This window comes from Polluticoccus soli (assembly GCF_029269745.1).
In the GTDB taxonomy this organism is placed as follows: Bacteria; Bacteroidota; Bacteroidia; order Chitinophagales; family Chitinophagaceae; genus Polluticoccus; species Polluticoccus soli.
In genome coordinates this window covers 636,250-661,307 of record NZ_JARJHT010000001.1, presented here as the reverse complement: position 1 = coordinate 661,307, position 25,058 = coordinate 636,250, and the positions used below count along the sequence as shown (strand labels likewise).

13 protein-coding genes and 1 tRNA gene are annotated in these 25,058 nt (G+C 45.8%); 8 read left to right on the top strand and 6 right to left on the bottom strand.

The features are described 5' to 3' along the window. The first annotated feature begins 159 nt into the window (after window positions 1-159). The 7 genes from P2W83_RS03135 (at window position 160) to P2W83_RS03105 (ending at window position 15,373) form a co-directional block, all read left to right on the top strand. Window positions 160-705, top strand: a complete 546-nt coding sequence (locus tag P2W83_RS03135) for a phage tail protein (protein WP_276132233.1) — start codon at window positions 160-162, stop codon at window positions 703-705. Between the two features lie 24 nt (window positions 706-729). Next, on the top strand, window positions 730-1,275 hold the full coding sequence (locus P2W83_RS03130; RefSeq protein ID WP_276132232.1) for a phage tail protein: 546 nt from the start codon (window positions 730-732) through the stop codon (window positions 1,273-1,275). Between the two features lie 29 nt (window positions 1,276-1,304). Further along, the gene (locus P2W83_RS03125) at window positions 1,305-1,838 is read left to right on the top strand and encodes a phage tail protein (protein WP_276132231.1); all 534 of its coding nucleotides are present in this window, start codon (window positions 1,305-1,307) and stop codon (window positions 1,836-1,838) included. Window positions 1,839-1,931: 93 nt separating this feature from the next. After that, complete coding sequence (locus tag P2W83_RS03120; RefSeq protein WP_276132230.1) at window positions 1,932-3,071, top strand: ABC transporter substrate-binding protein; 1,140 nt, start codon at window positions 1,932-1,934, stop codon at window positions 3,069-3,071. A gap of 1 nt (window position 3,072) precedes the next feature. Beyond that, window positions 3,073-4,002, top strand: coding sequence for a methionyl-tRNA formyltransferase (locus tag P2W83_RS03115; RefSeq protein WP_276132229.1), 930 nt, complete (start codon window positions 3,073-3,075; stop codon window positions 4,000-4,002). Window positions 4,003-4,051: 49 nt separating this feature from the next. Continuing rightward, a complete protein-coding gene (locus P2W83_RS03110; protein ID WP_276132228.1) occupies window positions 4,052-11,629 on the top strand; it encodes a PKD-like domain-containing protein in 7,578 nt (2,525 codons plus the stop codon). 174 nt (window positions 11,630-11,803) lie between these two features. Next, window positions 11,804-15,373, top strand: a complete 3,570-nt coding sequence (locus P2W83_RS03105) for a PKD domain-containing protein (protein WP_276132227.1) — start codon at window positions 11,804-11,806, stop codon at window positions 15,371-15,373. A 121-nt stretch (window positions 15,374-15,494) separates the two neighbouring features. Here the strand turns inward: P2W83_RS03105 and P2W83_RS03100 are convergent. Further along, window positions 15,495-15,567, bottom strand: a tRNA-Lys gene (locus tag P2W83_RS03100). A 269-nt stretch (window positions 15,568-15,836) separates the two neighbouring features. Here P2W83_RS03100 and P2W83_RS03095 point away from each other — a divergent pair. Continuing rightward, on the top strand, window positions 15,837-18,767 hold the full coding sequence (locus P2W83_RS03095; RefSeq protein WP_276132226.1) for a T9SS type A sorting domain-containing protein: 2,931 nt from the start codon (window positions 15,837-15,839) through the stop codon (window positions 18,765-18,767). Window positions 18,768-18,985: 218 nt separating this feature from the next. Here the strand turns inward: P2W83_RS03095 and P2W83_RS03090 are convergent, their stop codons facing one another. From P2W83_RS03090 to P2W83_RS03070, 5 genes are all read right to left on the bottom strand, one after another. After that, window positions 18,986-21,445 (bottom strand): TonB-dependent receptor, encoded by a 2,460-nt coding sequence (locus tag P2W83_RS03090; protein WP_276132225.1) that lies wholly within the window; start codon window positions 21,443-21,445, stop codon window positions 18,986-18,988. A gap of 28 nt (window positions 21,446-21,473) precedes the next feature. Further along, window positions 21,474-22,151: a ribulose-phosphate 3-epimerase gene (gene rpe, locus P2W83_RS03085; RefSeq protein ID WP_276132224.1), complete on the bottom strand. Its 678-nt coding sequence runs from the start codon at window positions 22,149-22,151 to the stop codon at window positions 21,474-21,476. Between the two features lie 25 nt (window positions 22,152-22,176). Continuing rightward, window positions 22,177-23,001 carry a hypothetical protein gene (locus P2W83_RS03080; protein WP_276132223.1) on the bottom strand — a complete coding sequence of 275 codons (825 nt, stop codon included), beginning with the start codon at window positions 22,999-23,001 and terminating at the stop codon, window positions 22,177-22,179. A gap of 35 nt (window positions 23,002-23,036) precedes the next feature. Then, window positions 23,037-24,050, bottom strand: coding sequence for a tetratricopeptide repeat protein (locus P2W83_RS03075; RefSeq protein WP_276132222.1), 1,014 nt, complete (start codon window positions 24,048-24,050; stop codon window positions 23,037-23,039). A 416-nt stretch (window positions 24,051-24,466) separates the two neighbouring features. Next, on the bottom strand, window positions 24,467-25,054 hold the full coding sequence (locus tag P2W83_RS03070) for a hypothetical protein (RefSeq protein WP_276132221.1): 588 nt from the start codon (window positions 25,052-25,054) through the stop codon (window positions 24,467-24,469). Between the last annotated feature and the right edge of the window lie 4 nt (window positions 25,055-25,058).

The window sequence follows — 25,058 nt, the reverse complement described above, 5'->3', positions numbered from 1 at the left end:
GTTGTGGCAATCTCAGCTGCGCAGATGCATCTCCAGCACGACACGTGCTACAATTCCCATTAGCTACTATTCCTTAAAAATTACTTGACAAACGCGTAGCTGCGTTGTTAATACATTTATTGATCACCAATTTAAAAACACACTTTAAACTAACACCTTATGGAAGGAACACTCGCGGTAGTCACGACCTGGGCTCCTGACTTCGCACCTAAGAACTGGGCCTATTGTAATGGCCAGCTTCTATCTATCGCTCAAAACCAGGCTTTATTTTCGTTGATTGGCACAACGTACGGCGGCAACGGTGTAAACACTTTTGCGCTGCCAAATTTGCAAAGCCGTACGGCAATCGGTACCGGGCAAGGACAGGGTTTGCCGAACTACACACTTGGTCAGATCGGAGGTACAGAAACCGCCATATTAACGATCAGCAACATGCCAGCGCACACGCATGATGGTAACGTTACCCTTACGCCAAGGGGAAACAATACTTCTGGTGGCGACGAGTCGCCGGCTGACGCTGTTCCTGGCACGCTTGCAAATGCTTATAGTACAACTCCTACAGCATCGGCTTTCATGAAGGCGCCTAATCTTGTAAGCACCAACATAGGAACCACGGGTTCGGGAATGCCTTTTCAAATAATGGCGCCCTACCTCGTTGTAAACTATATAATCTGCATGTACGGAATATACCCTTCAAGAAACTAACTCTTAACCATTAAATCATACATAATGTTTGTTGAACCATATCTCGGTACGGTCACTATATTTGCCGGAAATTTTGCACCGGTTAACTGGATGCTTTGCCAGGGGCAGGCAATGCCGATATCGGAATACACTGCTTTATTCTCACTAATAGGAACTACCTATGGCGGTGATGGTCAAACGACCTTTAATCTCCCTGATTTTCGTGGCCGATGTGCTATTCACCAAGGGCAAGGTACAGGACTGTCGCCGTATTACATTGGACAAATCGGAGGCACAGAAGCTGTTACTCTGTTAAGTACAAATTTACCGACGCATAATCACCCAATTATTAGCGTAACTGCCAATCAGCCGGTGTCCACAGCCGACGGAACTACGGATGATCCTACGAATGCTTACCCTGCATCAGTTGCTAATCACTATAGCGCCGGTTTTGATGGGTCAATGAATTCGTACACATCTTCGGCAGCTACACCGGTAGCGGGAGGAAGCCAGCCTATTGAGATGCATTCTCCATACCTGGCTATGAATTATGTAATCGCAGTAGAGGGGATTTTTCCAAGCAGAAACTAATTTTTCTATCAAGTTTAAACAACATTCCTATGGAAGGAGTAATTGGATATACAACAATGTTTGCCGGCAATTTTGAGCCCCAGAACTGGGCGTTTTGCCAGGGGCAAATCATAGCTATCGCCTCAAATACGGCCCTGTTTTCAATATTAGGAACTGTATACGGCGGAAACGGAACAACAACATTTGGATTGCCTGATCTGAAAGGACGTAGCGTGATAGGTGCGGGCGCAGGCCCAGGATTATCTATGTATGATCTTGGCCAGGTAGGAGGTACACCGACCGTTAGTCTAAACGTAACTCAAATGCCGGCCCACGTGCACCCGGTGTCGGTAGTTGCAGCACCATACTGCCTGGATGATAGTGGTAATGTAGCATCGCCTTCTGGGGCGGCTTATGCATCAAGTACGGGATATGCCGGTGCAGCTACCGTTAATATGGGTACATGTCCTGCACAGTTGCAAATGAGTCCCATGGGTGGTAACCAACCATTCAGCATCGAACAGCCGTATATGGCAATGAATTATATCATTTGCATGCGCGGAGTATTCCCCGCACGGAATTAATTAAGTTGAATTGACCTGAAACTTAGAATAGTAAAAAGGACGGAGTATATCTCCGTCCTTTTACAGGATTATAGGAATAAACGATAAAAGTTCATGACAATTGGAGTTTTACTATCCAGATCAACTGATTACCCGACGATGGGTTTTGATCTGCTGGATGGTCTTCGCATAAAGTTGAATTGCGAGGGAATAAGTGATGTGCGTTTTGTGCCAGAGAACATTGGTTTTGGTGAGGACAAAAAGGAAGTATATGCCAAAGCCGAAAAATTATTGTTGCAGGATGAGGCCGATATTATTGTAGGTTATCTTTCACCAGTAAACGCTGCTTTGTTGCATCCGCTACTTGATGCTGCTGGCAAGAAATTGATAGTATTGGATGCCGGAATGAATTTTCCTTCTGAAGGTCCAGGTGTCAACGCAATACACATTTCCTTGCAAGGGCTTCATGCTTCCTATTTCTCTGGTAAAAAAGCCGGAGAAAATAGCAACAAGGTGATCATGGCCACGTCATTTTATGACGGAGGCTATCGTGGTCCCTGGGCGTATCATCGAGGTGTGCAGGATGCCGGAGGTGCTATTGTAGGTAATTATGTAGCTCACTACAAAGAATCGCAATTTACCATTGCTCCATTCTTAGAAGTGGTGAACACTAATACTGACAGCAGCGTTGCTGCATGCTTCAGTACTTATCTATCGTCACTGTTTGTCAAAGCATTACATGGACAAAATGATGCACTGCAACAATTAGATTTCCATTGCTCGTCATTCATGTTCGAAGAACAGATTGCATCGTCTTACGCATTACCGGCGGGAAGATTTTACGCATATACACCGTGGTTATCTATGCTGGATAATCCAGATAATATTATTTTCACAAACGAGATTTTAGAACGAAAAGGCAAAAAGGCGAATATATTTCATTTGCTTGGTTGGGAGGCAGGGATCGTTGCAGCTCATTTGTTACAACAAACGCAACACTCAAATGCTCCTCTGAAAGAATTGCTTGCTGGGTGGTCATATGAAAGCCCGAGAGGGAAAGTGACCATACACCCTGATACACACTTCGCCTTTGCCCCGCTGTATTATGCCGAGATGAGCCGAACACCGGGAGAAGGTGTTAATATTTCGATACTGGACAAGTTGGAAATAGATGCCGCTGAGCACCTGAGGATGATGAACGATCAGCCAACAGGTGTTACTTCGGGATGGTTTAATCATTACCTGTGTACCTGATATGAAACTCTTGATCCTATGCAACGACCGCATGGCGCTACCCGCCACAAACCGACTGCTACAATCAGGCATAGTAGCTGGTATTGGCATGGCGGAGAGGGAGAGCGAAGTGCATACGATTGTAAGGATGCTATGTGCTAATTACAATGTCTCCTTTCGTCAATTCAGCAAGACTACGTTTACCGACGACCTGAAAGAATGGGTGTCTACCGCCGCTGCTGATGCGGTGCTTGTCAAGACCTTTCCATGGAAGATACCTGCCAATGTTCTGAATGTACCCAAGCAGGGATTTATCAACTTTCACTACGCACCGCTTCCTGCTTACCGCGGCCCCAATCCACTTTTCTGGATGGTGAAGGATGGTGCTAAGGAGGCCGGTGTTTCGGTTCACCGAATGACGGCTGAGATTGATGAAGGGCCAATTCTGTTCAGAAGTACAATTCCGATTCATACAGGTGTCACTTTTGGAATGCTTTGTTCTCAGCTTGGGTTTAACGGAATGGAGCTAACAGATAAAGTGTTGCAAGCGCTCTCAGCGGGCAATATTGCTGAACAAAAACAGGATGTGACTGGTACAAACTGGTATAAGCGACCAAGTCCCGCGGATCTTCAAATCAAGTGGAGTGCGATGGACGCCTATGCAATTCACCGCTTAGTGAATGCATGTAATCCGTGGAACAAAGGAGCAGCTGCATTGCTGAATGGTTGGATGTTGGGATTGACCTATGTAACTCCCGGTCATCTGAAATTGGAAAATGAAATTACACCCGGTACTATACTGGCCATCGATGAGCAAAATGGTTTGCGCATTGCTTGTGCAGGAAGAACGGAAATACGGGTGGATGTAATATATACGGAAGAAGGCTTTATGCCCGGGTTCGCTCTTGCGAATTTTGGAGTGCGGCCAGGGACGTCTTTTCACTTGATTTGAGAAACAATGAAATCACTTAACCATGTTGGATAAACTTAAAACCAGGTCTATGAAAGCAATGCGCTACTTTCTCAGTTTATGCGCTATTTTTTGTTTTGCCCTTAGCGCCAGGGCGCAAACAACCCTCACTGCGGGTGATGTTGCCATCGTAGGATATAACTCCGACGATCCGACGAACGACGATTTTTCGTTCATCCTGCTTAAAGACATAACCGCGGGTACTACCATCAACTTTACGGATTTTGGATGGTGTTCAGGTGCTGGCTTTACGGGGTTCCAATCGGCCAATCCCGCCCCATGTGGGGCCGGAAGTTTTGGTTCCTATTCAGACGGTGCCATAACGTGGACGGCAACATCAGCGCTCACATGCGGGACGCAGGTTAGGGTGCAATGCCGAAACAGCCTTTCGGCAAGCACAGGAACGGTGACAGGGCTACAAGCTACCTTCAACGTGGCGACGGATTATATGAGCTTGGCAATAGGTGGCGACCAGATATTTGCCTTCCAGGGGTCTATGAGTTCGCCTACCTTTATTACAGGTATAAGCATGAATGGAGCCTGGGACGCTACTCTAGCTCAGTGCACATTTACGTCAGGCCAGTCTACGTTGCCGGCGGCACTGAGTGCTTCTACCTCAGTTGAGATTATTCCCGAAGTCGATAACGCTATCTACAATTGTTTGGTGACGATGAATTCGCCAGCCAACCTAAGGGCTGCCATTTTCAACGTGTCCAACTGGAATGTTAATGATGCAGCAACTTTTACCTTGCCGATTTCGTGTACATTCGGTTGTAATTCCAACCTGGCGCCTACATTCACGGGCGGCTCTCCGCAATCGCTTACTGTTTGTCAGAATGACGCTGCAACTTCCATCAATAGTTTACTCCAGGTGAATGATGGCAACTCGGGGCAAACGCTGACGTGGACTATTTCCTCCGCCCCTACGCATGGTACATTGGGTGGTTTTAATTATTCTATCACATCTAACAGCGGTAATTTAACGCCAACGGGGTTGACCTATACACCAACCAATGGTTATAATGGACCCGATGCGTTTACCATACAAATATCTGACGGCATTGCTACCAATACTACTACTATAAATGTTACCGCCAATTCAGCTCCGTCTCTTTTTACTGTGATCGGAGGCGGAAGTTACTGTGCAGGTGGGTCGGGTGTAGCCGTTGGGCTTTCCAATTCAACAATGGGGGTCAACTATCAATTGCAAGTGGGTGGCGTGAATAGCGGTTCCCCGGTAGCGGGCTCTACTGGTTTGGGTATCAATTTTGGTGCGAAAACGACGGCGGGCAACTACACTGTTGTGGCCACTAATGCTACGACTAACTGTTCAATAAACATGAGCGGAAGTGTAAACATCGCTGTCAATCCGCTGCCAACTATAACCTTAGGAACGAACCCAAGTGTTTCGGGCGGTACTACAACGGCCAGCTTACCGTATACAGCTACCACAGGTTCGCCAACGACGTACACTATTACATATGATGCTACGGCTTTAGGTGCAGGCTTTGTAAATGTAGGCTCTACTGCATTACCATCCTCGCCAATTTCACTGACAGTACCGGGATCGGCGGCATTAGCCACTTATAACGGTAATATTCGTGTAATTAGCGGTTCCTGCCAAGGCGCACTTACGCCATTTACAGTTACACTCACCAACGCAACTCCTACTTTCACTGGTGGTTCGCCACAAACGCTTAGTGTTTGTCAGAATGCTGCGGCTACTTCAATCAACAGCTTGCTAGCAGTCAGTGATGTTAATAATGGGCAAACGCTTACGTGGAGCGTGACTTCTGCAGCTTCGCACGGTACAGTGGCGGCATCGTTTTCTACCACATCTACAGGCGGCACTGTTACACCAACGGGATTGACTTATACACCAACCGTTGGTTATTTTGGACCTGATGCTTTTACAATACAGGTGTCTGATGGCATCACAACTGCCAGTACGACAATAAGTATTACTGTCAATCAGCTTCCGACAGTCAATATAGTTACTAACCAAACGGTTTGTGCTGGTTTGTCTACAACGGCTATAGCACTTTCTGGTGCATTGAGTAGTACTACATTCAACTGGACAAATGATAATACTGCGATTGGCCTGGCCGCAAATGGCAATGGGGATATTGCCTCATTTACAACGACCAACGGCGGAACATCCGCTATGACAGGAACAATTGTGGTTACACCTGTTAAGTCTGGTTGTGCCGGAACTACGACAAGCTTTACTATCACTGTAAACCCTGCTCCAACCGTAAATACTGTATCCAATCAATCACTATGTACCAATGCACCGACAGCTCCAGTTACGTTTGCCGGTGCATTAAATAGCACAACGTTCAACTGGACAAATGATCAAGCCTCGATAGGCCTTGCCGGCAGCGGTACAGGCGACATTGCATCGTTTACAGCTATCAATATAGGTACCGCTCCTGTCGTGTCAACTATTGTAGTTACGCCTGTCAAGAGTGGGTGCTCGGGTACGCCTAAGAACTTTGCGATCACTGTTAATCCGACTCCAACGGTTAACACCATCTCTAATCAAACCGTGTGTAATAATACCACTACGACAGCAATATCCTTTAGCGGTGCTGTAAGCGGCACGACGTTCAATTGGGTAAATAATAACACCTCTATCGGACTTGCTGCAAGCGGCAGCGGTGACATCACTTCATTTACTGCGACTAATAGCGGAACTACGGCACTCTCTGCCACAATAACTGTCACTCCGGTTCGCGCAGGTTGTACTGGCACCGCTACCAACTTTACTATAACAGTAGATCCATCACCTACGGTTAATGCTGTTTCCAACCAGGCATTATGTAACGGTGCTTCTACAACTGCTGTGGCATTCAGCGGTGCTCTAAGTAGTACAACCTTTAATTGGACAAATAATCAGACCTCGGTTGGTCTGGCCGCAAGTGGCATAGGTGATATTGCGTCGTTCACAGCTGCCAATAGCGGTACAGCGCCTGTTGTTGCAACTATTACAGTCACGCCGGTAAAAAGCGGATGCACAGGTACTGCTGGCAACTTCACGATCACCGTCAACCCAACACCTACGGTAAACGCAGTGTCAAACCAAACGGTATGTAACAACGCCTCCACGACAGCTGTGTCGTTTGGCGGCGCGGTTAGTGGTACTATATTTAACTGGGCAAACGATAATTCAACAATAGGTCTTGCAGCCAGCGGCAGTGGTGATATCTCATCGTTCACTGCTACTAACACCGGGACAACGCCCGTAGTAGCAACAATAACAGTGACTCCTGTAAGAGCCGGTTGTACAGGTACGCCCATAAGCGTCACGATCACAGTTAACCCTAGCCCAACAGTAAATACGGTATCGAACCAAGTCGTATGTAATGGATCTTCAACAACTGCTATGGCATTGAGCGGAGGCGTAAGTAACACCACCTTCAATTGGACAAACAATCAAACCTCTATAGGTCTTGTAGCGAGCGGTGTTGGAGATATTGCGTCGTTTACAGCTACCAATAGCAGCACTACACCCGTTGTTGCAACTATTACGGTTACCCCTGTGAAAAGCGGCTGCACAGGTACGTCGGGCAGCTTTACCATTACGGTTGATCCTACTGCAACCGTTAATACAGTTTCAAATCAGACAGTATGTAATGGTGCGTCCACGACGGCTGTGGCGTTTGGCGGTGCCCTAAGTGGCACAACATTTAACTGGACTAATAATACGCCGTCCATTGGCCTTGTCGCAAGCGGAAGTGGCGATATCACATCGTTTACCGCAACCAATAGTGGAACGACACCCGTTATAGCCACGATAACGGTAACGCCGGTAAAAGCCGGATGTACTGGTACTGCTAAAAGCTTTACGATAACCGTGAATCCCACAGCCACTGTGAATCCTATATCGAACCAGGCAGTGTGCAATAGTGCTCCAACAGCAATCGTAACATTTAGTGGTGCGGTAAGCAGTACCACCTTTAACTGGACGAATGATCAAACCTCCGTCGGCCTTGTGGCAAGCGGTACTGGTGATATCGCATCGTTCACAGCTACAAACAGTGGCACTGTGCCTGTTGTTGCTACTATTACAGTTACACCCATGAAAAGCGGTTGTACCGGTACGCCCGGCAGCTTTACAATTACAGTTAATCCCACTCCAACCGTAAATACAATATCTAACCAGACCGTATGTAATGCTGCGTCTACAACAGCGGTAGCGTTTGGTGGTGCAGTCAGCGGCACCACGTTCAACTGGACAAATACCACGACTTCGATTGGTCTTGCAGCTAGTGGTAGCGGTGACATTTTGTCGTTTACAACGACTAATAGTGGTACAGTGCCTGTTACCGCAACCATCATTGTCACTCCGGTAAGAGCAGGATGCACCGGCACCCCTGGAACTTTTACAGTAACAGTTAACCCAACTCCGACGGTAAACACGGTATCAAACCAGTCAGTATGCAATGGATCGCCTACTGCGGCTGTAGCATTCAGTGGAGCATTGGGCAGCACTACTTTTAATTGGACCAATGACCAGACTTCGATCGGTCTCACTGCAAATGGTAGCGGTGATATTGCGTCATTTACAGCAGCAAACGCAGGTACAGCCCCTGTAGTAGCAACTATCATAGTAATACCAGTGAAGAGTGGTTGTGCAGGTGTACCTAGGAACCTTACGATTACAGTAAATCCAATTCCAACAGTAAGTACTGTGTCAAATCAAACGGTGTGTAACGGCAGTTCGACAACAACGGTCGCGTTTGGTGGAGTAGTAAGTGGTACGACATTCAACTGGACAAATAACCAGGCATCAATTGGCCTTGCCGCCAATGGCAGTGGCGATATTTCATCTTTTACGGCAGCCAACAGCGGTACATCGCCAGTTACAGCAACAATCACCGTGACTCCTGTGAGGGCCGGTTGTACAGGCACGTCTACAAGCTTTGCCATAACAGTAAATCCGGCACCGACAGTAAATGTCGTTGCCAATCAAGCTGTTTGTAATGGGGCGCCCACAACTGCGGTTAATTTTAGCGGAGCAGTAAATGGTACGACATTCAGTTGGACAAATAGCACAACATCCATCGGTCTCAGCGCAAACGGCACTGGCAACATTGCATCGTTTAATGCCGTAAATGCAACAAGTGCACCAGTTACAGCAACGATAACCGTAACACCTTCCGCCAATACGTGTACGGGCACAGCAAGTACGTTTACGATAACAGCGAATCCGACTCCATCGGTGAATACTGTTTCAAATCAGACCGTATGCAACGGAGCATCGACAACTACGATAAACTTCAGCGGATCGCCTGTAAGCGGTACTAGTTATAATTGGACAAACTCGCTGACATCAATTGGCCTTGCGGCGAGCGGAACAGGTAATATCGCATCGTTTACTGCGACTAATACAGGTACGGCGCCTGTTGTAGCTACCATCACGGTGACACCAATTGCAAATGGTTGTGCTGGTACACCTAAGGTGGTTACAATAACTGTTAATCCAACGCCAACCGCAAATGCGGTGTCAAATCAAACAGTGTGTAACGGAGCCTCTACTACTGCAGTCAATTTCGGCGGTTCCGTAAGTGGTAGCACGTTCAACTGGACAAACAATTCAACATTGATAGGGCTTCCTGCGAGTGGTAATGGGAATATCGCTCCGTTCAACGCAATCAATAATTCGAACGCACCGGTGACTGCTACGATAACAGTTACCCCAACAGCTAATGCATGTGTTGGCGTGATCAGGACGTTTACAATAACCGTAAATCCTACACCGACGGTAAACACTGTTTCAAATCAAACGCTGTGTAATGGTGCATCAACTGCAACAGTGAGCTTTAATAGCTCCGTAGCCGGCACAAGCTACAGCTGGACAAACAATGCATCTTCCATTGGCCTTGCATCAAGTGGAGTTGGGGATATTTCATCGTTTGTAGCAGCTAATGCTTCTAATGCACCTACCACTGCTACAGTGACAGTAACACCATCTGCTAATGGATGTATAGGAACCACCGGATTATTTACGATAACCGTAAATCCAACGCCTGCGATGGCTGCAGTAACGAACCAGACCTTGTGCGGAGGTAGCAATACAACCGCTATAAGCTTTACTGGCCCCGTTAGCGGCTCGACGTTCAATTGGACGAACAGTAATACCTCAATTGGTCTTGCAGCTAGCGGTACAGGTAATATTCCGTCGTTTACCAGCATTAATTCTGGCGCAGTACCACAGGTGGCAGTTGTTACTGTTGGTCCGTCTGCTAACGGATGCATCGGTACGGCTAGTACATTTATAATTACTGTTAACCCAATACCTGTACTAGCAAGTACTCAAACTCCTCCAGCTATTTGTAACAACACTCAGTTCAATTATGCGCCTGGCAGCGCTACTCCGGGAACGAGTTTTGGATGGAGCAGGGCGGCAGTTCCGGGAATAAGCAATGCTGCATCCTCAGGTTTTGGCAGTATATCTGAGCAGCTTGTGAACACGACTCCTAACCCAATCGTAGTAACTTACCTGTTTGTGCTTACAGCAAACAGTTGCACCAATACGCAGAACGTCACAGTAACAGTTAACCCAACTCCCAAGTTGACCAGTCAATTGAATCATGTAATATGTGGTGATAATCCGTTCGTATATACTCCGATCAGCCTTACGTCGGGTACTGCTTACATGTGGAGCAGAGCTAGTGTGGCCGGAATTACACCTGTAACAGGCAATGGCACCGGCGGAATTAATGAGATTCTGACTAATGTCACTTCTTCGGCGCTAACAGTCACATATGCTTATGTTTTAGCGGCAAATGGATGTACAAACAATGAGAACGTTACGCTAACAGTGAATCCAAGACCGCATATTCCTGTTATTACAATTAAATCGCCGGATGTTCTTTGCTCAAAAACAATGTTTCAGAACTTTGGTGCTGCCAGCGCAGCACCGCAGGGGGCTACGTATAACTGGACTGCGACAAACGCCGAGGTTTGGGCTCAGAGTTCAACAAAACAGCAGGCGTTGATAAGTTTTCCGTATCCTGGTACAAGCCATGTTGTTTTGACAACTATGATAATAGGTACGGGCTGTGATTCAAGCGCAACCTACACTGTGGAAGTTGGAACACAAGTGGCGCAGCAGCCAGAGATCATTTATCATAATGGTCGTTTTGTGTGCCTGCAGCATGATATGGATAGTTATCGTTGGGGTTATGACGATAAGATTACGCTAGACTCATCAATTGTTGCCAATGAGACCAACCAGGACTACCTAAATGTTAACCCTGATCTCAATAAAAATTACTATTGGGTGATCACAACAAAGGACGGCTGTTTGCAGAAGTCTTACTATAACGCACCGACGACAATTGGTTCGACAGTGGTTAAGGTGTCTGAACTAAAAATGTATCCTAACCCCGCCAGCGAGACGATAACTGTTGAGTTCGATGTTGTAACCACCGATATCACCGAAATTGCCGTGTTCGATATGGCAGGTAAACTGTTGAAGGTTTTGCCAGCTGGTAATGGTAAGGTGCAAATAGATGTCAGCTCCTTTGCGCAAGGATTCTATTCGGTGAGTTGTGTGAGGGAAGGAACGAAGATCGCAACAGCGAAGTTTATTAAGGAGTAGTGGGTGGTAGTAAATTTTGCTAAACTATTATATTTGTGATCTTGAGGTGATAAAGCATGGTGCCTTTTTTTGATCTCTATTTTTTACTAATAAACAATGAAGTACTTAACCTCACAATTTTTACGAGAGAGAACGATCCAATTGATTAAACGGGTTTCGGTTGCAGCCTTTCTTATGATCGCAATGATCTGTTCTGGTGTTGCAAATTCCTATTCTCAAATTAACGGCCAGGTTCCAACAACTGCAATGGGTGTTTGTAACTCATCGCTGAGTATAGGAGCCGTGCCCCCATATAATGGGGGAGCACTTCCGGGCAGCTGTCTTGCCGCCGGTGCATTGAATCCTTTCTGGTACACATTCAAGATTTCAGCCAATGGTACCCTCGGATTTACGCTAACTCCCAATAATCTGAATGATGATTATGACTTTGTTGTTTACAATATTACAGGGTTATCTCCTTCAAGTGTTTTTACCGGCGCTCCGGTAGTAAGTTGTAATTATAGTGGTTATACAGGTGTTACAGGATGCGTCCCTTCGGGTACATCATCCAGCCAGGGTGCTAACGGCAGCAATACAAACGCGTTGATAAATGTTACTGCAGGTATGAAGATCGCAGTATGTATCAGTCACTATACATCATCCAACCAGAGCGGCTATACGCTTGCATTTACTGGTGGTACTAGCGTACCGGTAAATATTGCTCCAGAACTTGATTCTGTTGCTGTAAATACCTGTAACAAAAATCTGTTTGTAAAACTTGACGCGTCTGTTGACTGCGGCTCGATTGCTACTAACGGTAGTGATTTTTATCTGATGCCGGGCAACATAGCTATTCCTGCAGCGGCAGGCATTGGTTGTGGTCCTAGTACTTTCACCTCGGCGCTACAGCTAACGCTTCCGACAAACATCGCAGCGGGTAATTATACATTACATGTTAAAAATGGCAGTGACGGGAATACCTTATTGAACAACTGCGGACTTCCAATGGACATCACGGAAACTATCCCCTTTACTGTTTCACCTGCTCCGCTACCAACAGTTGGATATTCTATTAGTTCAAGCGCTACACAATGTTTAAATGGCAACAGCTTTTCGTTTAGCAATAATTCTACTATTGCGGCAGGTAGTATGACTTATGCATGGAGCTATGGTGATGGAACATCGGGTACAACTGTTAATGGTATCCGTAATTATACTGCAGCTGGTGCTTATAATGTCAAGCTAATTGGCACCAGTGACAAGGGGTGTAAGGATTCTGCAACAAATAGCGTTATAGTAAACGCCAACACTCCTGCATCGGTAAGCACTGTGGCTAATCCGGGCAACAATATCTGTCCGGGCACCAGTGTAACCTTTACCGCCACTCCAACTGGCGGTGGCGCTTCGCCAACCTATCAGTGGAGAAAGAATGCGGTAAACGTTTCAACAGGTGCAGCATATAGCCTGGTACCTGCTGCCGGTGATATAATAGATGTGGTGATGACTCCAAATGTAACTTGTCCTTCATCGCCAACGGCCACTTCAAGTCCAGATACCATAACGTACAAATCAGCACTGGTGCCTGCGGTGTCGATAATCCAAACACCTAACACCGCTATCTGCCCAGGTACAGCAGTGCTTTTCAACGTCACCCCAATCAATGGAGGACTGACCCCCAGCTATCAATGGAAGTTAAACGGCAACGTTGTAGCCACTACCAGCAACTGGGGCAACAGCAGCCTGAACAATGGTGACGTAGTGAGCGTGGTAATGACACCAAACATTAATGGCTGCGTTTGGCCTACTACCGCTAGTGCTAATTCAACCATAATAGTAAATGCTAATGTCCCAGCTTCGGTAAGCATTGTGGCTAATCCGGGCAATAACATTTGCTCGGGTACCAGTGTAACCTTTACGGCTACGCCGACAGGCGGCGGTACTACACCAACTTATCAGTGGAAGAAAAACGGTTCGAATGTAGGTTCCAATAGCGCGACCTATAATGCTGGTACGACACTGGCGCAGGGCGACCTGATAACCTGTGAAATGATCAGTGCTACCTGCGCGATACCCAAACCGGCAACAAGTAATGCCATCAGCATGAATGTGACCACCACCGTGACCCCTTCTGTTTCTATATCAACAGTGCCTTCGCCTATAGCGTGTATTGGCGGCGTGTTGACATTCGTGGCCAACCCTCAAAATGCTGGGAACACTCCAACCTACCAATGGAAAATAGATGGATCTCCTGTAGGCACCAACTTTCCAAGCTATACCGACAACGGCACTCTGAGCGCGGGCTTGCACACTGTCAGCGTTACAATGACCAGCAGCATTACTCAGTGTATTACTACCGCAACAGCTACAGGAACACTGAGCAAAACGATCACCGCATTAGTGACGCCAACTGTTTCTATTACATCGACGCAGGCGCCAGGCGGTGATGCATGCTCTGGTGCTTCAATTACATTTACACCAACTGTTACCAATGCTGGCACTCCCGCTTACCAATGGAAAAAGAACGGCTTAGTAGTAGGTACCGGCAGCAGCTATGCGCCGGGCACTACTTTGGCAACCGGCGACGTGATCAGCTGCGAAATGATAAGCACTGCAGCTTGTGCTTCACCTACGATCGTGAACAGCGCACCGGTAAATATGACCATATGGCCCAATGTTGCAGCAGCTGTTACCATTACCTCTACTCCTGGCAATACTGTAAGCTGTATAGGACTGCCGGTGACTTTTACTGCCGTTGCTACAAATGTGGGTTCTAATCCAACCTACCAGTGGAAATTAAATGGCAGCAATGTGGGCACAAATAGTCCTACCTATGTAGATGCAGCGCTTACTACTGGCAACACTGTCAGCTGTGTAGTAACTACATCTATACCTTGTTCGACACCAAAGCCGGCAACCAGCAACACGTTGACTATGACGATGAATGCCATAGGCACAGCCAGTGTCAACCTAGCTGTGTCACCGGACTCGGTTGGTTGTGAGAAAACACCGTTTACGTTCTATACCTACCATACCAATAGTGGTGTCAATCCTGCCTACCAATGGTACGTGAACGGATCACCAATACCGGGTGCTGCACAGGCAGTATACAGTAACAACGCCCTGGTAGACGGGAATGTGATAACCTGCAAGCTCACCAGCAGCATGGTGTGTGTCTTTCCTGTAATGAGTCCGCCGATAAGTGTTGAGGTCACTCCCTCGCCGGTACCAACGCTTTCTATTGCAGCCGTGCCTGATGCAGGTGGTATCAATTTCATGGCCACACTGACCAATGGCGGCATTAATCCAACCTTTCAGTGGCGAAAGAACGGCCACGACGTGCCGGGCGCTACTGGTCCCGTCTACAAAGGTATCGGTCTTAGCCCTGCTGATAAGATAAACGTGTTTGTACACTCAAATATCGAGTGCGCTAATCCTGAGTTCCTGCTCAGTAATACTTTGGAAGTAGCTAAAGTAACCGGTATCAACACTGTTACTTCTTCTTTCGATGAGCTGATCCTGTTCCCTAACCCGAATGAAGGAAGGTTTACAGTAATAGGCGCGACGAAGGCTGCTGCTAACATCAGTGCTTCTGTTGAAGTGCTGAATGCTGTAGGCCAGGTGGTATTTAATAATGCTACTGAGCTAAAAGGCGGGAAGCTGGAGATAGATGTGGATCTGGGTGGCCACAACGCCGCAGGCATATACATGCTGCGCGTTACCATCGATGGGCGCACTGACAATCTCCGTTTTGTGGTGAAGGAATAATAATATTCACAAATACTAGAAAGCGCCTCCACTGTCGGGCGCTTTTTTTATTTGTAGTTTGTTGAGTTTTTTCGAGATCCTGTAAAATGAAAAAGGGTTACTTTTCAGTAACCCTTTTCTGTGATCCCGTTGGGACTCGAACCCAAGACCCATACATTAAAAGTGTATTGCTCTACCAACTGAGCTACGGAATCAACCGTATTCCTTACCGGAATGGAGCGCAAAGATACGCAGATACTTTTCACTGCAAAATCTTTTTTTAAATTTTTTCTAGACTAATCTGAAATTGCCTAGTGCATACAATAAATACTTGCATTTGCATTGAAAGTATGCAATGTTCAAAGTCATTGTTTCCCGGTTTGTCATGCAAATGTTCTTTTCTGTAGATACAAGAGTTAACGATTTTTTAATGTCTGTACAAATGGCTATTTTCGAGGCACTCACAATTTTTGTTACCCAAAAAATGAAGAAACTTTTAATTACGGTTGGCTTGGCCGCCGCATTTGCTCCTGCTATTGCGCAGCACCAGGAGCACGGTCCTTCTTATCAGAAATCGGTTTTCGCCGGTCATGAGCAAGTTGGCATTTTAAATAGGGAATCACATGCGGCTACCCGTGAACAGGTGCGGCAGAATTTTCCAGGGTGGAAACTGACTACTGATAAAATCACCGGTGGATTTTCAGATATCTATGGCGATGCAATGGTAATAAGCGGACAATCTCCGCTGGAGAAATCACAGACAGTGATGAGCAAACTGCTAAAACAACTTGGCGTTGCGAACACTGAGTGGAATCTTGTACGTAATGCGGCAGCTCCCAAGGCTCACTATGTCGATTATGAGCAAGTAATAAATGGACACAAAGTAATGTTTACCAAGCTGAGCTTCCGCTTTACAAAAGATGAGAGATTGGTGCGTGTAAACAATACTTCTTTCGGTAAGACAATAAAGAGTACAAGCCCTGTATTGTCCAAAGATGATGTTTCGGCGTCATCTAATATATTGGAAGATGTTGCAGGGGTAAGCCTTTCGTCTGTAGTTGTGGCAAACGACTGGATATGGTTCCCCGTTCCAGCACAAAATGGATACACATTACAACCCGCCTGGGAATTTACAGCGAAAGGTATTGAAGGGGAGGGCAAACCGGTTGAGCTAAATGGCTTTATCGATGCGATTACAGGTGAACTACTTTATCGCACAAACGAGGTAAAGACAATTTCAGATGTCCAGGTAAAAGGCACGGTTTACAAAGCCACTTACGTATCTCCTGCTACTCTTGAGCCTATTGGTAATATTGAAGTGGTATTGGGAACCACAACTGTAAATGCCAATGATACCGGTTATGTAAGTAACCCGGCCAACTCAGTTAGCGCAACAGTCAAACTAAAAGGCCTTTGGTCAACAGTTGTACCGCAAGGGTTATCCACACCGTCATTTTCACAAAACATTACCGGTACCGGTAATGTTTTTGCCCTTCCTGATACTGGGGTGAACGGACGCGCAGTGAGCGCGTATTATCATACGAATAGGGCACATGAAAATGCAAAAGCTCTTTTGCCTGGTTTTACCGGAATGGATGTATCTCTCACCACAAACACAGAACTAACAAGTGGATCATGCAATGCGTTTTACAGTGGTAACAGCATAAATTTCTATGCACCTGGCTTGGGCGGCTGTCCATCTTTCGCGGAGATCGGGGACATCGTTTATCACGAGTACGGACACGGTATCAACCGCACCTTCTATGCTGATAATGGTGCTAACTCAATGCGCAACGGCGCCTTGAATGAAGGCTATGCTGATGTTTGGGCAATGACGATCGCAAAGGACTCAATACTTGGCCGAGGTGCAATGGGCTCATCCGCTAGCTTCATTCGTCGCTATGATGTAAATCCTAAAGTGTATCCGACGAATATAGTGGGTGAAGTACATGCCGATGGTGAGATCATTGCAGGCGCATGGTGGGATGTGGCTCGAAACACAGGTAGCTACGAAACCATGACTGAGATATTTACCGAAGCTTTCCATGATGTAGCTGATGGCCCCACCGGTATGGAAGGTGCCATCTACCATAAGATATTAATATCTGCGATCTTGAGCGATGACAATGATGCGACATTGAGCAACGGTACACCACATTTGCAGGAGATAGTTAGCGCTTTTGCAAAACACGGTATTTACCTGTATGCCGATGCTCAATTGAATCACCAGGAGCTGGCACACCAACCGCAGAATACGCCTATTACAGTTAATGCGTCGTTGACCATTACTAACAGCGATTTCTTCACCGCGCTCAAACTTTATTTCCGCAATCGTGCGGTTGGTACATGGGATTCAGTAGTGATGACCAATAATGGAGGATTTAGTTTTACAGCCCAGATACCAGGCCAACCACAAGGTGCATTGGTAGACTACTATTTCAGCATTTCCGATGCGCTTACAGCGTCTACCGTAAATTACCCAACGGGCTTTAGTCCTCTTCCTCCATCTAATAATTCTAATATTCCTTACCAGTTTGCCGTTGGCGTTTCTAACCGCATACAGATCACCTTTGAAGATGAAACCATGGATGACTGGCAGATAGGAGATGTTCCCGGAGATAATGCGACCGCCACAGGTAAATGGGTACACGCAAAACCAGTGGGTACTTTTTCCAGCCCTAGCAACGGCGCATTTGGTTCTTTCATCACACAAACTGATAAGGATCACACTACCGGAAGTGGTAAATGCCTGGTTACGGGCAATGGCTCTACTTCCAACATTACATCGAATGATGTTGATGGAGGCCGAACAACAGTATATACTCCTGTTTTCGATCTTACTACATTCGTTAATCCTATTATCGAATACTATCGTTGGTTCTCAAACGACAGGTATAGCGGCCAGGAGTCAAACCGCAGGAATGATGAGTGGCTGACTTATATTAGTTATCCTGGTGGTAATTCGCAACAGGTTGAAAGGACTTTGCAAGCAGACCATAGCTGGCGCAGGCGAGTATTTGCTGTCGACCAGTTCTTCCCTGGTCAACGCACCATTCAAATGCGATTTGTGGCCAATGATCCTACAGCTTCTCCAAGTGTAGTTGAAGCTGCTATAGATGATTTCTTCATTTATGATGGCGTTCCTACATCAGTAGCTGATGTAGCACAGCTGAAAGCGAGCATCTATCCTAATCCGGCAGATGAAAATGTGACTATCAGCCTGACCGAAGCAACGAAGGGTACAATTGCTGTGTATGACCTGTTGGGTAAACAAGTAAGTGCATTACAAATGGACGGTGCGAAAACGAGCTATGTGATTGAAACAAGCCACCTGGCAGCAGGCCAGTACATGGTATTGATACAGGGCGATAATAAGACCATTCAAAGCAACAAGCTTGTTGTAACGCACAAGTAATAAGTACAGGTAACAAAATTTAGGGGCTGCTTGAATAAGCAGCCCCTTTTCTTTAAGGGAGATAAAGTCAAAACTTTACTAGTTGGTGTGTGGTTTATGAGGTGTTTGGGTTTATAAAACCTCTGAAATTGCGTTTTACAAAAGCAAAGCTAGGGTGAATACAAAAAGGCGAATACCGTGTTTTCACGGTATTTTTTGGAAAGTCGGGAAAGACATTCTTAGAAATCGACGACCAGCTTCACGTTTATTAAACGTGAAGTAAGCCTGTTAGGTACTGCGTATGTTTGATTGGTTGTCATATCCTGTATCCAGGAATACGATAATGTGTTCTGAATACCCAATAGGTTGAAAACTTCCGCACTTAACCAGATGTTTTCGAACGATCTTAAAGCCTTTTTATTGGGATGTTTAGCGCCATTTAGCAGGAGGGCCGAAAATCCGATGTCTACACGCTTGTAATCCGGCAACCGTAATGTATCGCCATATCTTGCCTTATCGGGAGGGCCAAATGGCAAGCCTGTGGCATACATAAGGTTCAAGTGCATTTTATAGTTCTTCCATTTAGGGAAATAGTCTTCAAAATACATTCCGACCATAAATCGCTGATCGGTAGGGCGGGGGATATATCCAGGTTTGATCGTGTCAATTGTTGTGATCGATGGTGCTGGTGGTTCGCTTTCTGTAGTCGTTGTTTTAACGATATAGTCATTGGTTACGTCCTCTGCTGTTTTCAATACTCCCACGCTAACCCATGATGTGGCATCCTTCACAATATCGCCATATAGCCTCAACTCGCCGCCGTAAGCATATCCCACTGCATTGTTCTGTCCGAAATAGCGGATGCGAACGTTGTCGTATTCGTAGGGTACAATATCCCACAGGCCTTTGTAATAAATCTCAGTGGTGAATTTAAATGGCCTGTTGGCTGTTTTGAAATTGTATTCCGTGCCCAATACTGTGTGGAATGACTTCTGGGCTTTAAGATTTTTGTTGACGTTGCCATCCAGGTCGCGCATTTCGCGATAGAATGGTGGCTGCTGATATAAACCTCCGGCTAGTTTAAAGATTATGTCTTTTTCCCATTTCGGTTTATAAGATACCTGCGCTCTCGGGCTTATCAAAAACTCGTTGTTCAGTGTGCTGTAGTTGAAGCGCACGCCCAGGGAAACCGTTAGTCCAAGCGAGTCATTAAAACGGAAATTATCCTGAATAAATCCCGCGTAACGCATATAGTTGAATGTGGACGCAGAATTGTACACACGTGTCAGCTCCAGCTTATCTTCCATGTACGGCTGTGTGAAACGCGCCGAATCGCGGCGCTCCCATTCATGGAGCTTGTCGGTAATGTCAGTGATGTTCGCGTCCAGGCCCCATTGAACAAAGTGAAGGTTGCCGGCATAACTGCCACGGTGGGCAAGGTTACCGACATTTACTTTTAGGTAGTTGCGGGCATAGGTATGGATCACACCTGTGCCTATTGCATACTTTACCTGGCCAAAATCTTCTTTGCCCAGGTCTGTTTCTAATTCGCCAAGCAGGTATTCGCCAAAAATATCATAAGTCTCCCGCTCGTTTGTCTGAAAGCCGGATGCCAGTAACTTCAATTTGAGTTTTTCTGACGCATGGTATGTGGTAGACCATCCACCAAAACGAGAATCGAATTGGTCTATTTCGCCTCCTTCATAGATCACACGCAACTGGAGTGCCCGGTTGATAAGGCCAAAACTGCTAGTCGCTTCTTCAGGAAAAAACTGGAACCTATTTCGCGCATAGTTGGCTAGTATCTCAGACTCCCATTTGGGGCTGAATTTGTAGTTGATCAATGCCTGCAGGTCTGTAAATGAAGGATTGTATACACCTTTCGTGGGTTGCGATTTTAGCAGGTATTGATTGCTTTTCTGGCGAACGCCAATGAGGTAAGTAAGTTTTTCGTTTTTTGATATTCCCTCCAAAGAGGCGCTAACGCCTAACATACTGGCCAGGATGCGTCCGCCAAATTTTTTTGGTCGTTTATAGTCTACGTCCAATACGCTCGACATTTTGTCGCCGTATTTGGCCTGGAATCCGCCAACGGAAAAATTTACTCCAGATACAAGGTCTGCATTGATGAAACTCATGCCCTCCTGTTGGCCAGAGCGGGTAAGGAAAGGACGGTAGATCTCAAAGTCGTTTACATATACAAGGTTCTCGTCGTAGTTGCCACCGCGAACATTGTATTGCGAAGTGAGCTCATTGTTTGTTCCAACAAAAGTTTTTATCAACGATTCGATACCGCTGAACGGATCGCCGGGAAGCAGAGCGGTTTTTTTAACATCCAGTTTGATAACACCAGGATCCTTTGTGTCAGTGACCGTAACCCCTTCAAGGGTCGTAGCTTCTTTTTTAAGGACGATGTCCAGTCTTTTTACTTCTCCCTCTTTCAGCTGTAATGTTTCTTCTTGTTTTTTATAGCCCACCAGCGAGTAAACCACAGTAATATTTACGGTAGGAACGCTAAGGGAGTATTCTCCCTGTACATTAGATACAGTGCCAATTGCGGAGCCTTTTACGGCGATGGTGACTATTTCCATCGGCCGTCCTTTTTCGTCTTTAACTGTGCCTACCAAGTATCCGTTTTGGGCACTGGCTGCCAAAGATGAAAGAACTACCAAAAAGAATACGAGGGTCTGACGAAGCATATTCAAAATAAACGGGAATAAGTTACGTTTATTTTCCCACCCGTTTCAGTTTTTTTATCATCTCGAGCGGGTCTGGAGCAGTAAATACAGTGTTTCCCGCTACCAAGGCGTCGGTGCCTGCGGCAACAATTTCAGGCGCATTTTCAAGCGTAACGCCACCGTCAATTTCTATGATCGTATTTGCTCCGGCAGCTGTGATCATCTGCCTTAGAGCACGGACCTTATCGAGCGATTGAGGAATGAATTTCTGACCACCGAAGCCGGGGTTAACACTCATGATGAGCACGAGGTCGATGTCTGTAATGATATTTTCTAAAAGGTGTACCGGTGTATGAGGATTAAGCGAAACGCCGGCTTTCATGCCAAGCGATTTTATCGCCTGGAGGCTTCTGTGCAAATGTGTAGATGCTTCGTAATGTATAGTGAGTATGTCGGCACCGGCTTTTTTAAATTCCTCAAAGTATTTTTCTGGCTCGACTATCATCAAGTGAACGTCAAAGGTCTTAGTGGCCAGTTTTTTCATTTGGGCAATGATCGACATGCCATAGCTGATGTTTGGTACAAAACGTCCGTCCATCACATCGAGGTGAAACCAGTCTGCTTCACTCTTATTGACCATTTCTATATCTCTGCCAAGGTTTAGGAAATCTGCAGAAAGGATTGATGGAGCTATTATCGGCATTTTGATCGTTTTAGTTGCGCTCAAAGGTAAAACAAATATGCCGCCTGTTTTATTTGCGAGGTCTTACCTTGTCGGCAATAGCTATTGTCTTGTCTTTAAATTCCCGGCAGAGATAGGTTTTGTTGGGCGCTCCTTTATACTTACGGCTGCTGTTCAGATAGCCAAACATGAATTTGTATTTCCAGTACGGTCGCAGCTCGTATTGAAAGAACGGGTCATCAGCAAACTCAAATGTATATTCCTCACCAGGACTTACCTGGACAAAGTCAGGGTAACGGTACTGTTTCACGAATTGGAGTTTCCGTAATACTCTTACCGGAGTTCCATCGGGATTGAAGACAAAAAAAGAGAAGGATGCTGAGTTTACCCAAAGCAGATCTTTGCAATTGTTTTTTAAAACAAAGCTGTAGTTCACATAGTCATCCATATGGAGTGTGTCAGGCGCTTTGATGGTAAACGTCATGCAACTACACGACTCAGGTACACGCTGTATCCTGACAGAGTCCCTTTTCTTAGAAACTTCCTGTAATATGGTTTTTTGCCTGCCTTTTTTCAAGACAATTACTGTATCGACCGGCTTGCCTGGTTTGGCTGAGCTGGTGGTCGGTGCTTGGCGAGGTTTACCATTGTCTATATAAATAATGGTATCCGGTTTTCGCTTAGCTGGGTTTTTTTCGGGTTGTTTGCCGGCTATTATCTTGGGCTTACCGGTTTTGGGATCCAGGTATACGATGGAATCCTTACTGGCATTTTGCGGAACAGGTTGTAGTACGCTATCTTTTGTTATTCGTTTGACCTGTGCCCATGCATTGTTTTGATGCACAATGCTGATGAGTGTCAAAATGGTCGCTATGTAAAGAGGTCTGCCGGGCAACTACAAATCGTTAAACACTCAAGTTAGTGTTTTTATCAATTACCCTGCAATCTCTTCAGGCCGGCCTGGGCTTCCGGGTAGTCTTTATAAAAGGTAAGCGCCTGCCTGTAATCTGATATTGCTTCCTGCTTTTTACCCATCATTTCAGAACATAGACCCCTGTTGTAATAAGCTTCAGGATCTGTTGGGTCTATTTTCGTCAGCAGGTCATATTGCCTCCATGCTTTATCTACAGAATCTTGCTGCATAAGCACATAACCCATATTGTAGTAGGCGTCTGCATATTGATTGTCCCGGAAAATCACTCTCTTGTATTCGTTTTTGGCCTTCTCATATTGCTTGCTGTCTTGGTAAAAAACACCGCGCGCATAGATTGGAAAGAGGTCCGTGGTATCCACCCTATATGCATTATCAAAATATCTGAGAGCTATCGAATCTTTTTTTGCGCTATATAGCAAGCCTAGTTGGACTATGGCATCTTTATAGTCCGGCGCTACCTGGACAGCAGTTTCAAAGCTTGACCGTGCATTGGCTGTGTCTTTCATGTCTTTATAGGCCATTCCTTTCAGGAAGTATCCCTCGGAGTTGTATACATCCTGCTTGAGTACGGTATTGATCTCGCTAAAGGCCGACTTATAGTCTTTTGTATAGATGAAAAGCTTGGCCATTTTCAAGTGCGAGGCGGGATCTTTTGGGTCTATCTTCAAAGCCTTTTCTATCCACTTCAGTGAACCGCTAATGTCTTTGTGCTCAAACAGCATATCGCCAATTGCACTAAAGTATTCGGCCTTTGATGAGTCTAGTGAAATAGCTTTTTGATAATCCTCAAGTGCGAGGGTGTCTTCCTGCATGTTGTCGAGTATGCTGCCGCGCTCGAAATACAGAGAAGCGTTTTCGGGATCATTTTTGATCTGTTGTGTAATTCCTTTAAGACCCGGCTGCTGAAAAATTGCGTGATCCGTACCGTTTGCACTTTTCTTTTCGCTGCAGGCAGCTAATATATGAGCAAATACAGCCAGCAGGCAGCATTTGAAAAATAAACTCTTCATAGGTGCAAACATAATTTATTGCTGGCACAAAACTGAAGAGGTCACTCTAAACCGCCTGGAAATTAGTCGGATACGGAAACAGAGCGTTTTTGTGTTTGTTTTTGCTTGCGTTTTTTACGCGCCTTTTGAGACATGCTTAATGCCCTATAAAATATCACTATGCCAATGAGTACGGCTACAGGCCCTCCTAATAGGCTCGGCATGTAGTTATCAGAATACCCAACATAGAATGAAAGAATTCCACCGGCAACGAAAAGAATGGCAGAGATCCAGGACGAGCTTTCGCCCATTCTATTAATTGAGCTGATAAACGAATCAAGCAAATTGTAACTGGATAATGAATTTTTTCTGGATCCCATGAATTAAAGGTAGTAAAAAAAAATTACCCTTTTTTGTCATATTGAGGGGGGAACATATTAATAACCGCGGCTGTTGAAAGAATAATAAACAAGAAGGTATATGCCCGGATTGACCATTTCGCCCTGCAAGTTGGCATGAACAGGTATGGAACCCAGCTGTGGGTCTTCTATTGTCGAGGTGTATTTTCGTCCATTGTCGAAGAAATGAATGTATTGAAGGTTGCCGCCTATGCCGGCAAACAATGGTTTTTCCTTTGAGATCGGGAATGTATACTCAGCCGTAAGGGTTACAGCCGGCATTAAAGCGTCAATATATGGTGGCGGGGCAACAGGCACCCTGTTCTCTGTTTTTCCGGTAAGCTCTACACCATTGCCTTTCAGGTAGCTCACACCAACCCCGATGCCATAATGTACCTGGGCATTATTAAGTTGCTTGTAGCTATTCACGCCAATTGTCGCGTTTATTTGTGTAAAGCGCATGTTTACGACCACATCATTTAGTTTCACCAAGGGCAGGCGTATAGCTGTGGCATTGGCGGTCAGCGAAGGGTAAAATGTTGTGTTTTGTGGAACATACCTGAGGTTGAGGCGTGCGCCCAATGCACCCAAAGAGTGGTTATAGTTGCCTACAGCCGCATTATACATTAGG